This window comes from Rothia nasimurium (assembly GCF_042660305.1).
GTDB classification, from domain to species: domain Bacteria; phylum Actinomycetota; class Actinomycetes; order Actinomycetales; family Micrococcaceae; genus Rothia; species Rothia nasimurium.
This window is the reverse complement of sequence record NZ_JBHSTW010000006.1, coordinates 119,795-134,887: the sequence shown is the minus strand read 5'-3', so window position 1 is coordinate 134,887 and position 15,093 is coordinate 119,795. Positions and strand designations below refer to the sequence as shown.

The 15,093-nt window shown below is 62.0% G+C and carries 13 protein-coding genes; 10 read left to right on the top strand and 3 right to left on the bottom strand.

The annotated features are described in order from the left end of the window. Nucleotides 1-313: 313 nt before the first annotated feature. The 10 genes from ACFP6B_RS02820 to ACFP6B_RS02775 all read left to right on the top strand — a co-directional run bounded on the left by ACFP6B_RS02820 (nucleotide 314) and on the right by ACFP6B_RS02775 (nucleotide 11,392). On the top strand, nucleotides 314-1,648 hold the full coding sequence (locus tag ACFP6B_RS02820; RefSeq protein WP_377126542.1) for a tetratricopeptide repeat protein: 1,335 nt from the start codon (nucleotides 314-316) through the stop codon (nucleotides 1,646-1,648). Continuing rightward, entirely contained in the window at nucleotides 1,648-2,637 is a 990-nt protein-coding gene (locus tag ACFP6B_RS02815; protein ID WP_377126540.1) for an HAD-IIA family hydrolase, read from the top strand. The genes ACFP6B_RS02820 and ACFP6B_RS02815 overlap by 1 nt, the downstream gene beginning before the upstream one ends. Next, complete coding sequence (locus ACFP6B_RS02810; protein ID WP_377126538.1) at nucleotides 2,630-2,830, top strand: hypothetical protein; 201 nt, start codon at nucleotides 2,630-2,632, stop codon at nucleotides 2,828-2,830. Before ACFP6B_RS02815 ends, ACFP6B_RS02810 begins: the two co-directional genes overlap by 8 nt. A 28-nt stretch (nucleotides 2,831-2,858) precedes the next feature. Next, nucleotides 2,859-3,611 (top strand): TlyA family RNA methyltransferase, encoded by a 753-nt coding sequence (locus tag ACFP6B_RS02805; RefSeq protein ID WP_377126536.1) that lies wholly within the window; start codon nucleotides 2,859-2,861, stop codon nucleotides 3,609-3,611. A gap of 92 nt (nucleotides 3,612-3,703) precedes the next feature. Beyond that, entirely contained in the window at nucleotides 3,704-4,699 is a 996-nt protein-coding gene (locus ACFP6B_RS02800; RefSeq protein WP_237185555.1) for an NAD kinase, read from the top strand. A 23-nt stretch (nucleotides 4,700-4,722) separates the two neighbouring features. Then, on the top strand, nucleotides 4,723-6,429 hold the full coding sequence (gene recN / locus ACFP6B_RS02795) for a DNA repair protein RecN (RefSeq protein WP_377126532.1): 1,707 nt from the start codon (nucleotides 4,723-4,725) through the stop codon (nucleotides 6,427-6,429). A gap of 114 nt (nucleotides 6,430-6,543) precedes the next feature. Then, complete coding sequence (locus ACFP6B_RS02790; RefSeq protein WP_377126529.1) at nucleotides 6,544-8,208, top strand: CTP synthase; 1,665 nt, start codon at nucleotides 6,544-6,546, stop codon at nucleotides 8,206-8,208. A 14-nt stretch (nucleotides 8,209-8,222) separates the two neighbouring features. Further along, complete coding sequence (locus tag ACFP6B_RS02785; protein ID WP_377126526.1) at nucleotides 8,223-8,966, top strand: NUDIX domain-containing protein; 744 nt, start codon at nucleotides 8,223-8,225, stop codon at nucleotides 8,964-8,966. Further along, a complete protein-coding gene (locus ACFP6B_RS02780; protein WP_377126523.1) occupies nucleotides 8,967-9,941 on the top strand; it encodes a site-specific tyrosine recombinase XerD in 975 nt (324 codons plus the stop codon). It begins immediately after the preceding gene. Nucleotides 9,942-9,958: 17 nt separating this feature from the next. Next, the gene (locus tag ACFP6B_RS02775; protein WP_377126520.1) at nucleotides 9,959-11,392 is read left to right on the top strand and encodes a dihydrolipoyl dehydrogenase family protein; all 1,434 of its coding nucleotides are present in this window, start codon (nucleotides 9,959-9,961) and stop codon (nucleotides 11,390-11,392) included. A gap of 92 nt (nucleotides 11,393-11,484) precedes the next feature. On the opposite strand, the gene ACFP6B_RS02770 is transcribed toward ACFP6B_RS02775, so the two are convergent. From ACFP6B_RS02770 to ACFP6B_RS02760, 3 genes are read right to left on the bottom strand one after another with little or no spacing between them, the layout of a single operon-like run. Then, nucleotides 11,485-12,621 (bottom strand): bifunctional 2-methylcitrate synthase/citrate synthase, encoded by a 1,137-nt coding sequence (locus ACFP6B_RS02770; protein WP_377126517.1) that lies wholly within the window; start codon nucleotides 12,619-12,621, stop codon nucleotides 11,485-11,487. 20 nt (nucleotides 12,622-12,641) lie between these two features. Next, on the bottom strand, nucleotides 12,642-13,553 hold the full coding sequence (prpB, locus tag ACFP6B_RS02765) for a methylisocitrate lyase (RefSeq protein ID WP_237195213.1): 912 nt from the start codon (nucleotides 13,551-13,553) through the stop codon (nucleotides 12,642-12,644). After that, complete coding sequence (locus ACFP6B_RS02760; RefSeq protein WP_377126514.1) at nucleotides 13,553-15,070, bottom strand: MmgE/PrpD family protein; 1,518 nt, start codon at nucleotides 15,068-15,070, stop codon at nucleotides 13,553-13,555. The genes prpB and ACFP6B_RS02760 overlap by 1 nt, the downstream gene beginning before the upstream one ends. Between the last annotated feature and the right edge of the window lie 23 nt (nucleotides 15,071-15,093).

Below are 15,093 nucleotides of genomic sequence, written 5' to 3'. Positions count from 1 at the left end.
GGCTCTTTGCGCCGATGGTACTGCACTGGTGACGGTGTGGGAGAGTAGGTCACCGCCGGTTTTTATATTGGGATACAGGAAGAGCCTGAGCTATAAAGCTCAGGCTCTTTTTGTTTATGGCTCGGAGCTATCGCTCCGAGCCCTTTTTGTTTTAAAGCGACGGCCAAGCGTGAAGCTGTGTGCCTGAAAACGCACCGGTAAGACCAGGCAGCCCCTACGCAAGGTACCCCAAGCCAGATAGACTAGAACCTAGCATTAAAAACAGGGCAGAAAAGAGCCCAACCCCCACCACAAACACCATAGAGGAGCTCACTTGGCTGAATACTCACGTAACCACTCAGATAAAAACCGCGGTGGCTACAAGAAGAACAACGACCGTAACTCCTCACGCCCCTACCGCAGCGACCGCTCCGACCGTAACGACAGCGGATACACCAAGCGCGACGGCGACCGCCCCTACGGCGACAAGAAGAAGCCCTTCGATAAGAACCGCGGCGGTGGCAAGCGCTTCGACGACCGTAAAAACAACGGTAACGGCCGCGGCGAACGCTCCTTCGACCGTAAGGGTAACGGCCCCCGCAAGGACTTCGACCGCGACCAGAATAAGCGCGGTTTCCAGGTGGAGCGCAAAGACCGTAACTTTACTGCTGAGGCAAAGAACCCCAGCGGTGACTACCGTCCGTCAAAGAATGCACCCGAGATCGACACCGACGTCACCGGCAAGGAACTCGAAAACTGGACCCTGCGTGCCCTGCGCCAGCTAGAAGCCCAGAACGCAGACACCGTAGCCAAGCACCTGGTCATGGTCGGCCGTTACCTCGACATCGACCCCGACTTCGCCCTAGAACACGCTGTTGCTGCCTCAAAGCGCGCAGGCCGAATCGGCGTCGTCCGCGAGGTCGTCGGTATCGCAGCCTACGCTGCAGAGGACTTTGAACTGGCCCTGCGTGAACTGCGTACCCACCGCCGTATTTCGGGCTCCAACGAGCACCTCGCGCTGCTCGTAGACTGCGAGCGTGCCCTGGGGCGTGTCGAAAAGGCCCTGACCCTGGCTGAAGAAGCGAAGAACGAAGAGGTACCTGCGGCCGTCCGCTCTGAGGTCGCTATCGTTGTCTCCGGTATCTACAGTGACCAGGGCGAGCTGAAGAAGGCTCTGAAGGCCCTTGAGATTCCTGAGCTGAACCCCAAGCGTGGGTTCGACTACTCACCCCGCCTCTTCAATACCTATGCTGAACTGCTGGAGCAGGACGGACGTAGTAAGGAAGCAGCTCGCTGGGCCCGTCTTGCCCTGATGACTGAGGCCGCTCTAGGCCAGGGCGACTTCGTTGAACCTGAAATCTTCGATATCTTCACTGAGCAGGACCTGCTTGAACCCGAAGAACCCTCCGTTGACCTTGAAGCTGCTGAAGCCCAGGCACCGGCTGCTGAGACTGTAGAGGCAGACGCGGAAGCAGACGCTGCTGAAGCCGCCGAAACTGAGGCTGCCGATGCAGTAGTCGCCGAAGAGTCTGAAGCCAGCGAAGACGGCGCTCTTTTTGAGGTCGACGAAACCCTGACGACCACTGAAACCGTAGTGAGCGAAGACCAGGCAGAGGAAGAAGCCCTCTTCGAGCTGTCTGCTGAAGCTGCTGAGGAGGACCGCGACTAATGCTGCTGGCAGCCCACGACGCTATTCTCTCTGACCTTGACGGTGTAGTGTATGCGGGCCCCTTCGCTATTGAAGGTGCCCCGGAGGCTCTGAATAGGGCACAGGACGCCGGGGTACCGGTAGCCTTCGTGACCAACAATGCCTCACGCAGCGTCCAGGCCGTTGCTGATCACCTGGTGGAACTCGGCGTCAATACCGATGCTGACCACGTGATTAGCTCAGCCCAGGCTGCAGCTGAACTGCTGAAAGCCCAGCTCCCTGCGGGGGCTAAGGTGCTGATTACCGGGGCACAGGCTCTCGCCGATTGCGTAGCGGCTGCCGGGCTAACCCCCGTCACCAGCCAGGCTGACGAGCCGGTCGCAGTGGCCCAGGGGTTCAACCCTAAGATTGTGTGGGAAGATCTCGCTGAAGCCGCCTACACCCTGGCCGATGAGAAGGTGCTGTGGGTTGCCTCGAACACCGATTTCACTATCCCGAAGGAACGTGGCATCGCCCCCGGTAACGGCACCCTGGTGGGGGCTGTAGCGACGGCTACCGGGCGCACCCCGCAGGTAGCTGGTAAGCCGGAGTCACCTATTTTCGTCACCGCCGCCCAGAAGCTGAACTCTCAGCGTCCTGTGGTGGTGGGCGATCGTCTGGATACCGATATCCAGGGCGGCAACCGGGCTGCGATGGCGACGGCCGTGGTCATGACCGGGGTGGAGACCTACCAGAGTATTCTGGCGGCTATTCCGGTGGAGCGTCCCACCTATATTCTGGAAGACCTCGCCGGTTTCTTCGAGGACTACCCCCAGATCCAGATACAGGCTACAGCAACCGGTATGAGCGCCCGGGGCGCAGGCTGGTCCGCTGAGGCAACCGACACCGAACTCACCATCACCGGTGAGGGCAGCGAGATCGATAGTTGGCGTGTGGCCTGCGCAGCCTGGTGGGCTGCCCACCCCGATGCGTCCGCCTCGCTTGCCCCTAGCCAGGTGCACCGTGGCTAAGGGCGCGGACGAAACCGCCCAGAGTCTCGAAGAAAAGGCAGTTTCGGGGCTACCGACTGAAGAAGCCGAGGCCCTTGACCCCGAGTTCGAGGCGGCGATGACAGCTGCCCTGGCCCTGGACGCCACCGAACGCATCGAGAGGCTGGGCCAGCTGGCGTCCGCCCTCAAAGAAGACCTAGATTCAAGCCGCTAGAGCCGAGTGCGGAGCGGGAAGGAAGAACATGCGACTGGACCAGTACATGGTGCAGGCAAAGATTGCCCGCTCCCGCACGCTGGCGGCCAAGATGGTTGAGGGCGGGCACATCAGCGTGAACGGCCGTACCGTGACGAAGCCAGCCCAAAAGTTGAAGGAGGGGGACCGCGTCCGCGTCCGCCGCAGCGAGCTGACCGAGTATGTGAGCCGTGCCGGGCACAAGCTGGCCGGGGCGCTGGATGCCTTCCCCGAGATCACCGTTGCCGGTAAATTCTGCCTGGACGCAGGCGCCTCTACCGGCGGCTTTACCGATGTGCTCTTGCGCCGGGGTGCCAGCCGGGTTGCGGCGGTTGATGTGGGGCACGACCAGCTGGTCGAACAGATCCGGAACCACCCGGCCGTTGACGTTTATGAGGGCCTGAACGTGCGGCACATGAGCCCCGACGATATCGGCGGGCAGGTTGCCCTTACGGTCTCAGACCTGAGCTTTATCTCCCTAACCAAGGTCGTTGAGCCGCTGGCCCGGGCAACGGCCGCAGGCGGGGACCTGCTGCTCATGGTCAAACCCCAGTTTGAGGTGGGCCCGGCCCGCATCGGCAAGGGCGGGGTAGTGACCGACCCCGAGGTGAGAGCGGACGCCGTGGCGTCCGTCCGCGCGGCAGCGCAGGACGCCGGCCTGCTCGTGCTGGGGGAGCAGGAAAGCCCCCTGCCGGGGCAGGACGGCAACGTAGAATTCTTCCTCTGGTGCCGCAAGCCTGACGAAGCGACCCCCGCTTCATAGGGCACCCAAAGTCGAATAAATATTCGAAAAAATCCGGTGTGTTGGGCCTTAGAAAAACAGCAAAACCGTTTACGGTCAGCTAGCCTAAAAGTGTGAACGAAACACCTGACACCGCCCTCACACCCCAGCAGACCAAGACGCCGGGGGAGCGCAATATTCTTGTCTTCGCCCATACCGGACGTCTTGAAGCCCGCAACGCTGCTCGTGCTACCTGCACGCAGCTGCACCGGGCTGGCCTGGTGCCCGTGATGAACCGCGCTGACCTGGAAGCCCTGACCGAAAAGTGGGAGAACCCCGTGCCCGTGGCGGTGGCCCACGAGTCTGTGGCGCTCAAAGACATCGAGCTGGGTATGGTGCTGGGCGGTGACGGGTCGATTCTGCGCGCTGCCGAGATGATTCGCCACACCCAGATACCCCTCATCGGCGTCAACCTTGGCCACGTAGGGTTTCTTGCAGAGGCCGAAGAATTCGACCTAACCGAAACCGTTGAGCGAGTGGTCTCGGGCGACTACACGGTCGAAGAGCGCATGGCGATCGACGTGAAGGTCTGGGACGGCAGCCAGAAAATTCTTGAAACCTGGGCCCTTAACGAGGCCAGCGTTGAAAAGGGCAACCGCGAAAAAATGATCGAGGTGGTCATTGAGGTAGACCGGCGCCCGCTCTCGTCCTTTGGCTGTGACGGCGTGGTGTTGGCAACCCCGACCGGATCAACCGCCTACGCCTTTTCTGGCGGTGGCCCGATTGTCTGGCCCAGCGTTGAGGCTATGCTGATGGTGCCCCTCTCGGCCCACGCTCTTTTTGCCCGCCCCCTGGTGACCGCACCGACCTCGATGATGGCGGTAGAGCTGATCTCCACCAACGGGGCAGAAGGTGTGCTCTGGTGCGATGGACGGCGTACCCGCGACCTGCCTCCGGGGGCCCGCGTAGAGGTGACTCGTTCGTCCAAGCCGGTGCGACTAGCACGTATGCACCCGGCTCCCTTCTCCGAGCGCCTGGTGAAGAAGTTCGAGCTTCCCATCGCTGGCTGGCGGGGGCCCCACACCCCCGGGCCTGCGACCAGCGCCCTGACCGTCATTCGCAACGACTAACCCCGCCAAGAAAGTTTTCCCTCGTGATTGAAGAAATCCACCTGCGCGACCTAGGCGTCATCACCGATGCCCGCCTGCCTCTTGAACCTGGTTTCTCGGTGCTGACCGGCGAGACCGGTGCCGGTAAAACCATGGTCGTCACGGCTCTGGGCATGCTGCTGGGTGCCCGCTCTGACGCTTCAAGCGTGCGCAACGGGGCCAAGAACGCCCTGGCTGAGGCTGTTATCCGCCTGCCACGGGGCCACCGGGCACTGGCTCTGGCTGAGGACGCCGGGGGAGCGGTGGAGGAGCTCGACGGGGGTTCTGCCGAGCTACTTCTTGCTCGAACTGTCAGCGCCGCGGGCCGCTCCCGCGCTCACGTGGGAGGTATCTCTGCCCCTATCGGCACTCTGGCCGACATCGGCCATACCCTGGTGGCGGTGCACGGTCAGTCCGACCAGCTGCGCCTCAAGGACGCCGTCGAACAGCGCCACGCTCTGGACTCTTACGCAGGGAAAAAGCTTGAAAAACTCCTAGCCTCTTACACCGTCAACTACGAACGCTACCGCCAGGCTGCCGGAGAACTGCGAGACGTGCGCGAAAATACCCGTGCCCGTGCCCTGGAAGCCCAGACCCTGCAGGGGGCACTGGCCGAAATTGACTCGGTGCAGCCTGCCGAGGGCGAAGATGAGGCACTTCGGGCAGAAAGCCAAAAACTGGCTAACGTTGAGTCTTTGCGCCTGGCGGCGGCGACGGCGTCCGCTGCCCTGTCGGGCACCGAATACGGGGACGCGGACGAGCCCAACGTGCTGGGGCTGCTCGATGCCGCCCGTACCGCCCTGGCCGCAGAAGCAGATGCGGACGCCGACCTGGCAGCTCTCGCTGGACGGCTGAACGAGGCACTGATCCATGTGACCGACATTGCCGAAGAAATCTCGGCCTACACTTCGGGACTAGATACCGAGGGGCCAGAACGCCTTGCTGAGGTCGAGCACCGCCGGGCCCAGCTCAAGAGCCTGACCCGCAAGTACGGGGCTGATATTGCAGAGGTACTGGCCTGGGCAGAAGAATCTCGGGCCCGCCTGGAAACCCTCTCCGACGACCCGGCCCGCAAGGAGGCCCTGGAAGCCGAACTGCGTCAGCTGCGCGAGACCCTGGGGGAGCAGGCTGCGGAGCTCACCGACCTGCGCACCAAGGCAGCCCGCAAACTGGCAGCGGCCGTCAGCGAAGAACTCTCAGCCCTGGCCATGCCGAACGCCTCACTGGTGGTTGAGGTAGAAGAAACCGAAAAGTTCCACCGCTACGGTAAGGACGCGGTGACTTTCATGCTGGCTCCCCACACCCAGGCCGTCCCCCGCCCTCTGGGCAAGGGCGCCTCGGGCGGTGAACTCTCCCGCGTGATGCTGGCCCTCGAAGTGGTGCTCTCAGAGGTAGACCCCGTGCCCACCTTCATCTTTGACGAGGTGGACTCCGGCGTTGGTGGCAAGGCCGCCATCGAAATTGGCCGCCGCCTGGCCATGCTCGCTAAGAACGTGCAGGTACTGGTGGTCACCCACCTGCCCCAGGTAGCTGCCTTTGCCGACCAGCACATCCTGGTGCGCAAAAACGATGACGGCTCCCTCTCTCGTGTGCAGGTTCTCACACCCGAGGAACGAGTCGTAGAGCTTGCCCGCATGCTCTCTGGCCACGACCAGTCGGCAGCAGCCCAGGAACACGCCCGAGAACTCCTGGCCGACGCCGGGCAGATCTAGCCCCGGGCAGGTGCCCTACCTGCTCAGCAGAAGCCGGGGCAGACGTCCGCCCACCGGGCCCTGCCCCACAGTGTTTACACGCGCGAAACAGAAACGGTGATAGGCTGAAATTCCGTGGTAGATACAAACGCATCAAACAACGGTAAAGTCACCCGCCAGATCTTCGTCACCGGCGGTGTTGCATCCTCTCTCGGCAAGGGCCTCTCGGCCTCATCTCTTGGCCGGCTTCTTCGCTCTCGCGGTCTTTCTGTGACCATGCAGAAGCTCGACCCCTATCTCAACGTCGATCCCGGAACTATGAACCCCTTCCAGCACGGTGAAGTTTTTGTCACCGACGATGGGGCAGAAACCGACCTCGACATCGGCCACTATGAACGCTTCCTCGACGAGAACCTCTCCCAGGCAGCGAACGTGACCACCGGCCAGGTCTACTCCCACGTGATCGCCAAGGAACGCCGCGGCGAATATCTGGGCGATACCGTACAGGTCATTCCCCATATCACCGATGAAATCAAGCGCCGTATGCGCCTGCCTGCCGAAGGCGAGAACGCCCCCGACATCATCATCACCGAAATCGGTGGCACCGTGGGCGACATCGAATCCCTGCCCTTCCTCGAAGCAGCCCGCCAGGTCCGCCGCGATGTAGGCCGCCGGAATGTCTTCTTCCTGCACGTGTCTCTGGTATCCTTCATCGGGCCGTCCGGTGAACTGAAAACAAAGCCCACCCAGCACTCCGTTGCTGCCCTGCGCGGCCTGGGTATCATTCCCGACGGCCTGATTCTGCGCTGTGAACGCGAAGTACCCGAATCCCACAAGATCAAAATCGGCCACGCCTGCGACGTTGAGCCCGAGGCCGTCATCTCCTGCGCAGATGCCCCCAGCATCTACGACATCCCCAAGACCCTGCACAGCCAGAACCTGGACGCCTACATCCTGGACTACCTGGGCATTGAGGCTAACCCCGTTGACTTCACCCAGTGGGATAAGCTGCTGAGCGCCGTCCACACCCCCAAAACCGAGGTCAACGTTGCCCTGGTTGGTAAGTACATCGACCTACCCGACGCTTATCTCTCGGTCACCGAGGCCCTGCGCGCCGGCGGTTTTGCTAACGATGCCAAGGTCAACATCAAGTGGGTTGCCGCCGACCTCTGCGCAAGCCAGGAGGACGCCGCCCACCAGCTGCGCGGCATGGACGCCATTCTCGTGCCCGGTGGCTTCGGCATCCGCGGCCTCGACGGCAAGATTGGCGCCCTGCGCCACGCCCGCGAACACAAGATTCCTACCCTGGGTATCTGCTTAGGGTTGCAGTCCATGGTGCTTGAATACGCCCGCAACGTACTTGGTATCAAGGACGCCTCATCCACCGAGTTCGACCCCGAGACCGCCTCACCGCTGATCGCTACCATCGAAGAGCAGAAGGCATTCGTGGACGGCGCAGGTGACCTGGGTGGTACCATGCGCCTGGGCCTCTACCCGGCGACCCTGGCTGCCGGTTCCCTGGCTGAAAGCGTCTACGGGGCAACCGAGGTAGCTGAGCGCCACCGCCACCGCTACGAGGTCAACAACGACTACCGTCAGCAACTGGAAGAAGCGGGCCTGGTAATCTCCGGTACCTCTCCTGATTCCTCCCTGGTGGAGTTCGTAGAGCTGCCCGTGAGCGAGCACCCCTACTACATCGCCACCCAGGCCCACCCCGAATACCGCTCCCGTCCCACCCGCCCCCACCCCCTCTTCGCCGGACTGATTAAGGCGGCGCTTGAGGCCCGCAAGAACGGCTAGTACTGTTCTAAGGTATGCAACAGAATCTCTCGTATGAGGTGGGGGACGCCCCCCGCCTCGATGCCCCGGCACTCGCCGCATCCCAGGAAACCATCGCCGATATCGCCAACCCCCGCTATGTCACCAGCCGCACCACCAAATTTGAGGGCTACGTCTGGGACGTCATCCGCGAGGGGATAGCACTGGATGAAGGCGCCGAGCCTTTCGAACGAGATTTTCTGTTGCATCCCGGGGCGGTTGCCGTCCTGGCTCTCAACGAGAAGAACGAGGTACTGCTCATCAACCAGTACCGCCACCCCGTGCGCGCCAACCTCTGGGAAATCCCAGCGGGCCTGCTCGACATAGACGGGGAAGACCCCGTGCATGCAGCTGCCCGCGAACTGGCAGAAGAAACCGACTTCCAAGCCGCTCGGTGGGATACCCTCATGGAGTTCTACAACTCACCCGGTGGCATGGGAGAGACCTGCCGAATCTACCTGGCCCGCGATCTCAGCGAAATTCCTGCCGAAGACCGCGAAGAGCGAGTCCACGAAGAAGCAGAAATCGTACAGCGCTGGGTGCCCCTCGACGAGGCAGTGCGCGCCGTGTTGGCAGGGCGAATCCACAACGCAGCCTCCACCAACGCGATCCTCGCCGCCGACGCAGCTGCCCGCCGTAACTTCGAAACCCTCTACCCGGCGTCCGCCCCCTTCACCGCCCACCCCGCTCTGCGCGAAGCCAACTACCGGGGAGAAATCCGCCCCGCCGAAGGGCTCTAAATGACCGAAGGAGCAGCGGCGGCAGCTACCCCACTCGAAAGCGCCATCGATGCCTACCTCAACCACCTGGGCATCGAACGCGGTCTGGCGGCCAACACCCAGGCAGCCTACCGGCGCGACCTGACCCGCTACCGCACCTACCTGGCAGACCAGGGCGTCATCGACCCGCGAGCCGTCACCAAAAAACACGTGCGAGACTTTGCCGCCCACTGCTCGGCCCCTGCACAAGACGGGGGCGCAGCTCTAGCCGCCAAATCCGTTGCCCGCGTCATCAGCGGGGTCCGCGGTGCTCATACCTTCTGGTACCGGGAAGGCACCACCCCCACCAACCCGGCGGCAACCGTCCGCCCGCCCACACCTGCTGCCCGCCTGCCCAAGGCCCTGCCCCTGGCCGATATCACCCGCCTGCTCGAAAGCCCCGACCCGGCCACCCCCGCCGGGCTAAGAGACAGAGCCCTGCTGGAATTTCTCTACTCCACCGGAGCCCGCATCAGTGAAGCTATCACCGTGGACATCGACGATATCGTCATTGACCGACCAGACTCAGATGAGGCCGGCCAGCTGCCTGCCATTGTCAGGCTCTTCGGCAAAGGCAACAAGGAACGGGTCGTGCCGGTCGGCTCCTACGCTGCCCGAGCTATTGACGACTACCTGGTGCGCGGACGCCCGGCGCTCGCCTCCCGGGGTAGGGGAGGTGCTGCCCTCTTTCTCAACGCCAGAGGCGGGCGTATCACCCGGCAGGGGGCCTACCTGATCCTCAAAAATCATGCTGAACGCGCGAAAATTCAGGCCGAGATTTCACCGCACACCCTGCGCCACTCCTTCGCAACCCACCTGCTGGAAGGCGGGGCCGATATTCGCGTGGTGCAGGAACTTCTGGGGCATGCTTCGGTGACAACAACCCAGGTCTATACCAAAGTCACCGCCGATACCCTGCGCGAGGTCTTTGCAGCTAGCCACCCCCGCGCCCGCTAGATATACGAGAGACAACGATGAATACTACCCCGCAGACAGACCAAACCCGCTTAGATACCACTACCTTCGATGTGCTGGTCATCGGCGCTGGCCCGGTGGGAGAGAACCTTGCCGACTACGCCACCCAGGGCGGGCTGAACGTTGCCCTGATTGAGCACGAACTTCTGGGCGGGGAGTGCTCCTACTACGCCTGTATGCCTTCCAAGGCCCTGCTGCGGCCCTTGCAGGTAGCTCAGATTGCCCAGCACCTGCCCGGCCTCACCGGAACCACTGTGAACGCAGATGACCTGCTGAAACGGCGCGATGCCTGGGTTTCTCGGTACAGGGATACAGGGCAAATGCGATGGGCAAAGTCCGCCGGTATAACCGTGGTGCGCGGTCACGGTGAGCTAGTCGGTAGGAAAACCGTCAGGGTGACCTCTGCAGATGGGGCACACCGAACTCTGAGGGCGCGAAAAGCCGTAGTTCTGGCAACCGGGTCTCGCGCAGCGGTACCTGATCTCTACACGGGGCTTGAAGCCTGGGATAACAGGGACGCTACCGGCGTGGTTGAGATTCCCCGACGACTCATCATTGTGGGAGGTGGGGTGGTGGCAGTGGAAGCTGCCACCTGGATGACTGCCCTGGGAAGCGACGTGACCCTGCTGGTGCGCGGACAGCATCTGCTGGGGCAACTAGGGGCCGAGGTCGAGGGGCTTAGCGATCTGATTGCTTCGGCTCTCGCCGACTATGGGGTAACCCTGCACCTGGGTGCTAGAGTTACGGACGCGCGGCGCGAGAGCCCCCGCCCTACCGGGCTGGGGAGGGTACACGGTGGGCAGGTGATGCTCACCCTTGACGATGGCCAGGTGCTAGAGAGCGAAGAGCTGCTACTGGCTACCGGGCGTACCCCGACTTTAGACTCGGTAGGTTTAGAGAGTATTGGCTTGAGTTCAGAAGAAGCTCTAGCCGGGCAGGGGCCTGACTGGCTATACCTCATCGGGGATACAGCCGGTCAGGTGATGCTGACCCACCAGGGCAAATATCGGGCCAGAGTTCTAGGGGCTGCCCTGGCCAGCGAGGAAGAATACACCCCGAAGCAAGAAGTCCCGGTGCCGCAGGTGATTTTTAGCCAACCCCAGGTAGCTCAGGTGGGGCTTACCCACGCCAAAGCTCTCCGGCAGGGTCATGCTGTGGTCACTAGCCGCGCCGCTATGAATGAAGCTGCTGGTGCCTCCCTGTTATCGAACCTCAACCGGGGTTTTGCAGAACTGACCGTTGACGCTGATACCGGCGTCCTGCTCGGCGCTGTCTTTGTGGGCGAGGAAGCCGCCGAACTCCTGCACGCAGCTACTATCGCAGTTACTGCTCAACTGCCCGTAAAGGTGTTGCGGCACGCGGTACCCGCCTATCCAACGGCCTCAGAGATCTGGTTGAGACTGCTAGAAAAGCTGCCTAGAGAGCTCCGCTAAAGATACTTACCTACCACAAAAGGCCGGCTGGTTCTGAGGTGATTGACCTCAGAACCAGCCGGCCCTATAGGTGAGCTTATGGGGCTTGTGCTTTAGCTCAGGTGGCGCTCATCCACACCGTTGTAGGCAGAGAGCGGGCGAATCAGGGAGTTGGCTGCGCGCTGCTCCAGGATGTGGGCAGTCCAGCCGGTGATGCGAGAAGCCACGAAGATGGGGGTGAAGGTGGGGGTATCAAAGCCCATCAGGTGGTAGGTGGGGCCAGCCGGGTAATCCAGGTTGGGCTTGATTCCCTTGGCCTCGTCCATTGCTTCAGCCAGACCCTGGTAGAGGCCGATGATGTCCTGGCGGCCGTAGTATTCGACCATGTCAAAGAAAGACTTTTGCATGGTGGGGACGCGGGAGTCACCGTTCTTGTAGACCCGGTGGCCAAAGCCCATAATCTTCTTCTTCTCAGCCAGGGCAGCTTCCATCCAGGCCTTAGCGCGGGCCTTGGCGTCTGCCTGGGACTCGCCCTCAATCACCCCGATCTCATCGAAGGTGTGCTGCACAGCCTCGTTAGCTCCACCGTGTAGGGGACCCTTGAGAGCCCCGATAGCACCGGTGACGGCTGAGTGCAGGTCAGAAAGAGAAGAGGTGATGACGCGGGCCGTGAAGGTCGAGGCATTGAAGGAGTGCTCGGCGTACATGACCATGGAGACGTTGAAAGCGGTCTTGACCTCGGGGGCCGGGACTTCGCCGAAGGCCATGTAGAGGAAGTTGTCGCAGTAGTCCAGGTCTTCGCGCGGGGCGATGATGCTCTGGCCCCGGCGGCGACGCTGGTCGTAGCAGACGACAGCCGGCATGACCGCGAACAGTTCCTTGGCCTTGAGCAGCTCGGTTTCGGGGGAGAGATCCTCGCTCTTGGGGTCGGCTGCACCCAGGAAGGAAGTTGCTGTGCGGCAGACATCCATGGGGTGGCAGTCGGCGGGCAGGGCGTCGATGACTGCCTTGAGGGCGTCGGGCAGAGCCCGGTGGGCTCGCTCGAAAGCGGTGAACTCTGCCAGCTCTTCGTCGGTGGGTAGCTCCCCGTTCCAGAGCAGCAGGGCTACCTTCTCAAAGGGGACGGTTGCCAGTTCCTGTACCGGGTAGCCCCGGTAGAGCAGGGAGTTGGTTTCTGCGTTGACCTTTGAGATGGCGGTATAGTCAGCAACTACACCGGCCAGACCTTTTTTGACCTCGTTGTCGCTCATGTCTGTTTCTCCTTGTGCGTTTAGGCTTCGAACTTACCGGGAACCTCGAAGTTGAAGATGCCGGTGTCGAATTGGTTGTAGGCCTCGTAGTCGACCAGGTCGTAGAGGCGGGAGCGGGTGAACATCTGGTCCACGTAGGCCTCCTGGGTGCCATCACGCTCGATGGTTTCCAGGACGCGTTCCATGGCTCCCAGCGAGGAGCGCAGCAGGGTGACGGGGTAGATAATCATTGAGATACCCGCTTCAGCCAGCTGTTCCTTGGTGTAAAGCTCGCTCTTGCCGAACTCGGTCATGTTGGCAAGAACCGGCACGTCCACAGCGTCGCAGACAGCCTTGAACTCGTCGAGATTCTTCATGGCCTCGGGGAAAATCGCATCGGCGCCGGCATCGACCAGAGCCTTGATACGGTTGATGGTTTCCTCAAGGGAAGAAGTGCCGCGCAGGTCGGTGCGGGCCATAATCAGGAAGTTCTCGTCCCGGCGGGCCTCGGCTGCTGCCTTGATTCGCTTGGTCGCGGTTTCAAGGTCAACCATGTTCTTGTTGTCGAGGTGGCCGCAGCGCTTGGGGTTGAACTGGTCCTCGATGTGGCAGCCTGCCAGGCCGTATTCTTCGAACTCCTGGATGGTGCGGGCCACGTTCATGGGCTCACCGAAACCGGTGTCGGCGTCCACGATAGCGGGCAGATTGGTAATGCGGGCAATCTGCCCTGCGCGCTGGGCTACCTCGGAGAGGGTGGTGAGGCCGACGTCCGGAAATCCCAGCTCGTTGGCCAGCACTGCACCCGAGATGTAGATACCGTCAAAGCCTTTTTCTTCAACCAGGCGGGCTGAGATAGGGGTGTAGGTGCCGGGGAACTGGCGAATCTGGTCGCTGGCCAGCATCTCGCGTAGGTTTTTGCGCTTTTCGGCTGCGGTTTTTGAAGCGTACAGCATTAGAAGATACCCTTCTTGCCGGTTTCAAGGTCGATGGAGGCGGTGATATTGAGGGCGTCCAGCTCACCTGCACCCAGGTTAGCCAGGTTCTCGGCTGCCTCGATGAAGCGGTTCTGCTCTTCTTCAGAGACCTTGCCCTCGGCCAGCTTGCGGAACTTGCCGATGTAGTCCTCGCGGGCGAAAGGACGGGCGCCGAGCGGGTGGGCGTCGGCCACGGCAATTTCTTCGCTGAAGGTTTCACCGTTGGCCAGCTTGATTTCAACGCGGCCACCGAAGGCCTTTTCGGCGGGGTCGTTGGAGTGGTAGCGGCGGGTCCATTCGGCGTCCTCGGCGGTGGTGACCTTGTGCCAGAGGGCTACGGTGTCTTCGCGCTGGGCACGTTCGGGGGCGTAGGAGCCGACGTGGTCCCACTCGCCGTCCTGCAGCATGACCGTGAAGATGTAGGGGATGGAGTGATCCAGGGTCTCGCGGGTGGCTGTGGGGTCGTACTTCTGGGGGTCGTTGGCACCTGAGCCGATGACGTAGTGGGTGTGGTGGGAAGTGTGCAGAACAATCGACTCGATGTTCTCGGGGTTGGCGAATTCGGGGTGCTCGCGGTTCAGCTTGCGGGCCAGGTCGATCCAGGCCTGGGCCTGGTATTCGGCGGAGTGTTCCTTGGTGTAGGTATCGAGGATAGCGCGCTTGGGTTCGCCGGGCTCGGGCAGGGGAACCTCGTAGTGGGCGTCGGGGCCGTCCAGCATCCAGGCAATGACGCCGTCCTCACCCTCGTAAATCGGCACGGGGGAGGTCTGTCCGCGCATGGCGCGGTCTACTGCTTCAACAGCCATCTTGCCGGCGAAGGCAGGGGCGTGGGCCTTCCAGGTGGAGATTTCACCCTTGCGGGACTGGCGGGTGGCGGTGGTGGTGTGCAGGCCCTGGCCGATAGCCTGGAAGATGGTTTCGGTGTCCAGACCCAGTAGGGTTCCGATACCGGCGGAAGCGGACGGGCCGATGTGGGCAACGTGGTCAATCTTGTGCTTGTGCAGGCAGATGGCCTTGACCAGGTCAACCTGGACCTCGTAGCCGGTGGCAATACCGCGAATGAGGTCACGGCCGGTGGAGCCCACATGCTGGGCTACGGCCAGAATCGGGGGGATATTATCGCCGGGGTGGGAGTACTCAGCGGCCAGGAAGGTGTCGTGGTAGTCCAGCTCGCGGACGGCCACGCCGTTGGCCCAGGCTGCCCATTCGGGGGAGACCTTAGTGTTGGCTGAAACACCAAAGATGGCTGCACCCTTGCCGTTGGGGGAGGGGGCGTGGGTGAGAGCCTGGTCGCGGGCTGAGATGATGGGGCCGCGGTTGAGTGAAGCGATAGCAACCGAGGCGTTGTCGATGATGCGGTTGATGACCATCTCTTCGACCTCGGGCAGCACCTCAACGGGGTCGGTGGCTACCTTGGCCAGCTTATAGGCGAGCTGGTCTTCGCGGGGCAGGTTCTCTTCTGACTTATAAACTCGAACGGAGTGCAGCTTGGTCACTGATGTTTCCTTTCAGGTTGTTC

Bases quoted from the DNA above. Each gene is read 5' to 3' on its own strand.
- ACFP6B_RS02815 (WP_377126540.1), top strand. From the start codon at position 1,648: ATGCTGCTGGCAGCCCACGACGCTATTCTCTCTGACCTTGACGGTGTA.
- ACFP6B_RS02805 (WP_377126536.1), top strand. From the start codon at position 2,859: ATGCGACTGGACCAGTACATGGTGCAGGCAAAGATTGCCCGCTCCCGC.
- ACFP6B_RS02785 (WP_377126526.1), top strand. From the start codon at position 8,223: ATGCAACAGAATCTCTCGTATGAGGTGGGGGACGCCCCCCGCCTCGAT.
- ACFP6B_RS02780 (WP_377126523.1), top strand. From the start codon at position 8,967: ATGACCGAAGGAGCAGCGGCGGCAGCTACCCCACTCGAAAGCGCCATC.
- ACFP6B_RS02775 (WP_377126520.1), top strand. From the start codon at position 9,959: ATGAATACTACCCCGCAGACAGACCAAACCCGCTTAGATACCACTACC.
- ACFP6B_RS02770 (WP_377126517.1), bottom strand. From the start codon at position 12,621: ATGAGCGACAACGAGGTCAAAAAAGGTCTGGCCGGTGTAGTTGCTGAC.
- prpB (WP_237195213.1), bottom strand. From the start codon at position 13,553: ATGCTGTACGCTTCAAAAACCGCAGCCGAAAAGCGCAAAAACCTACGC.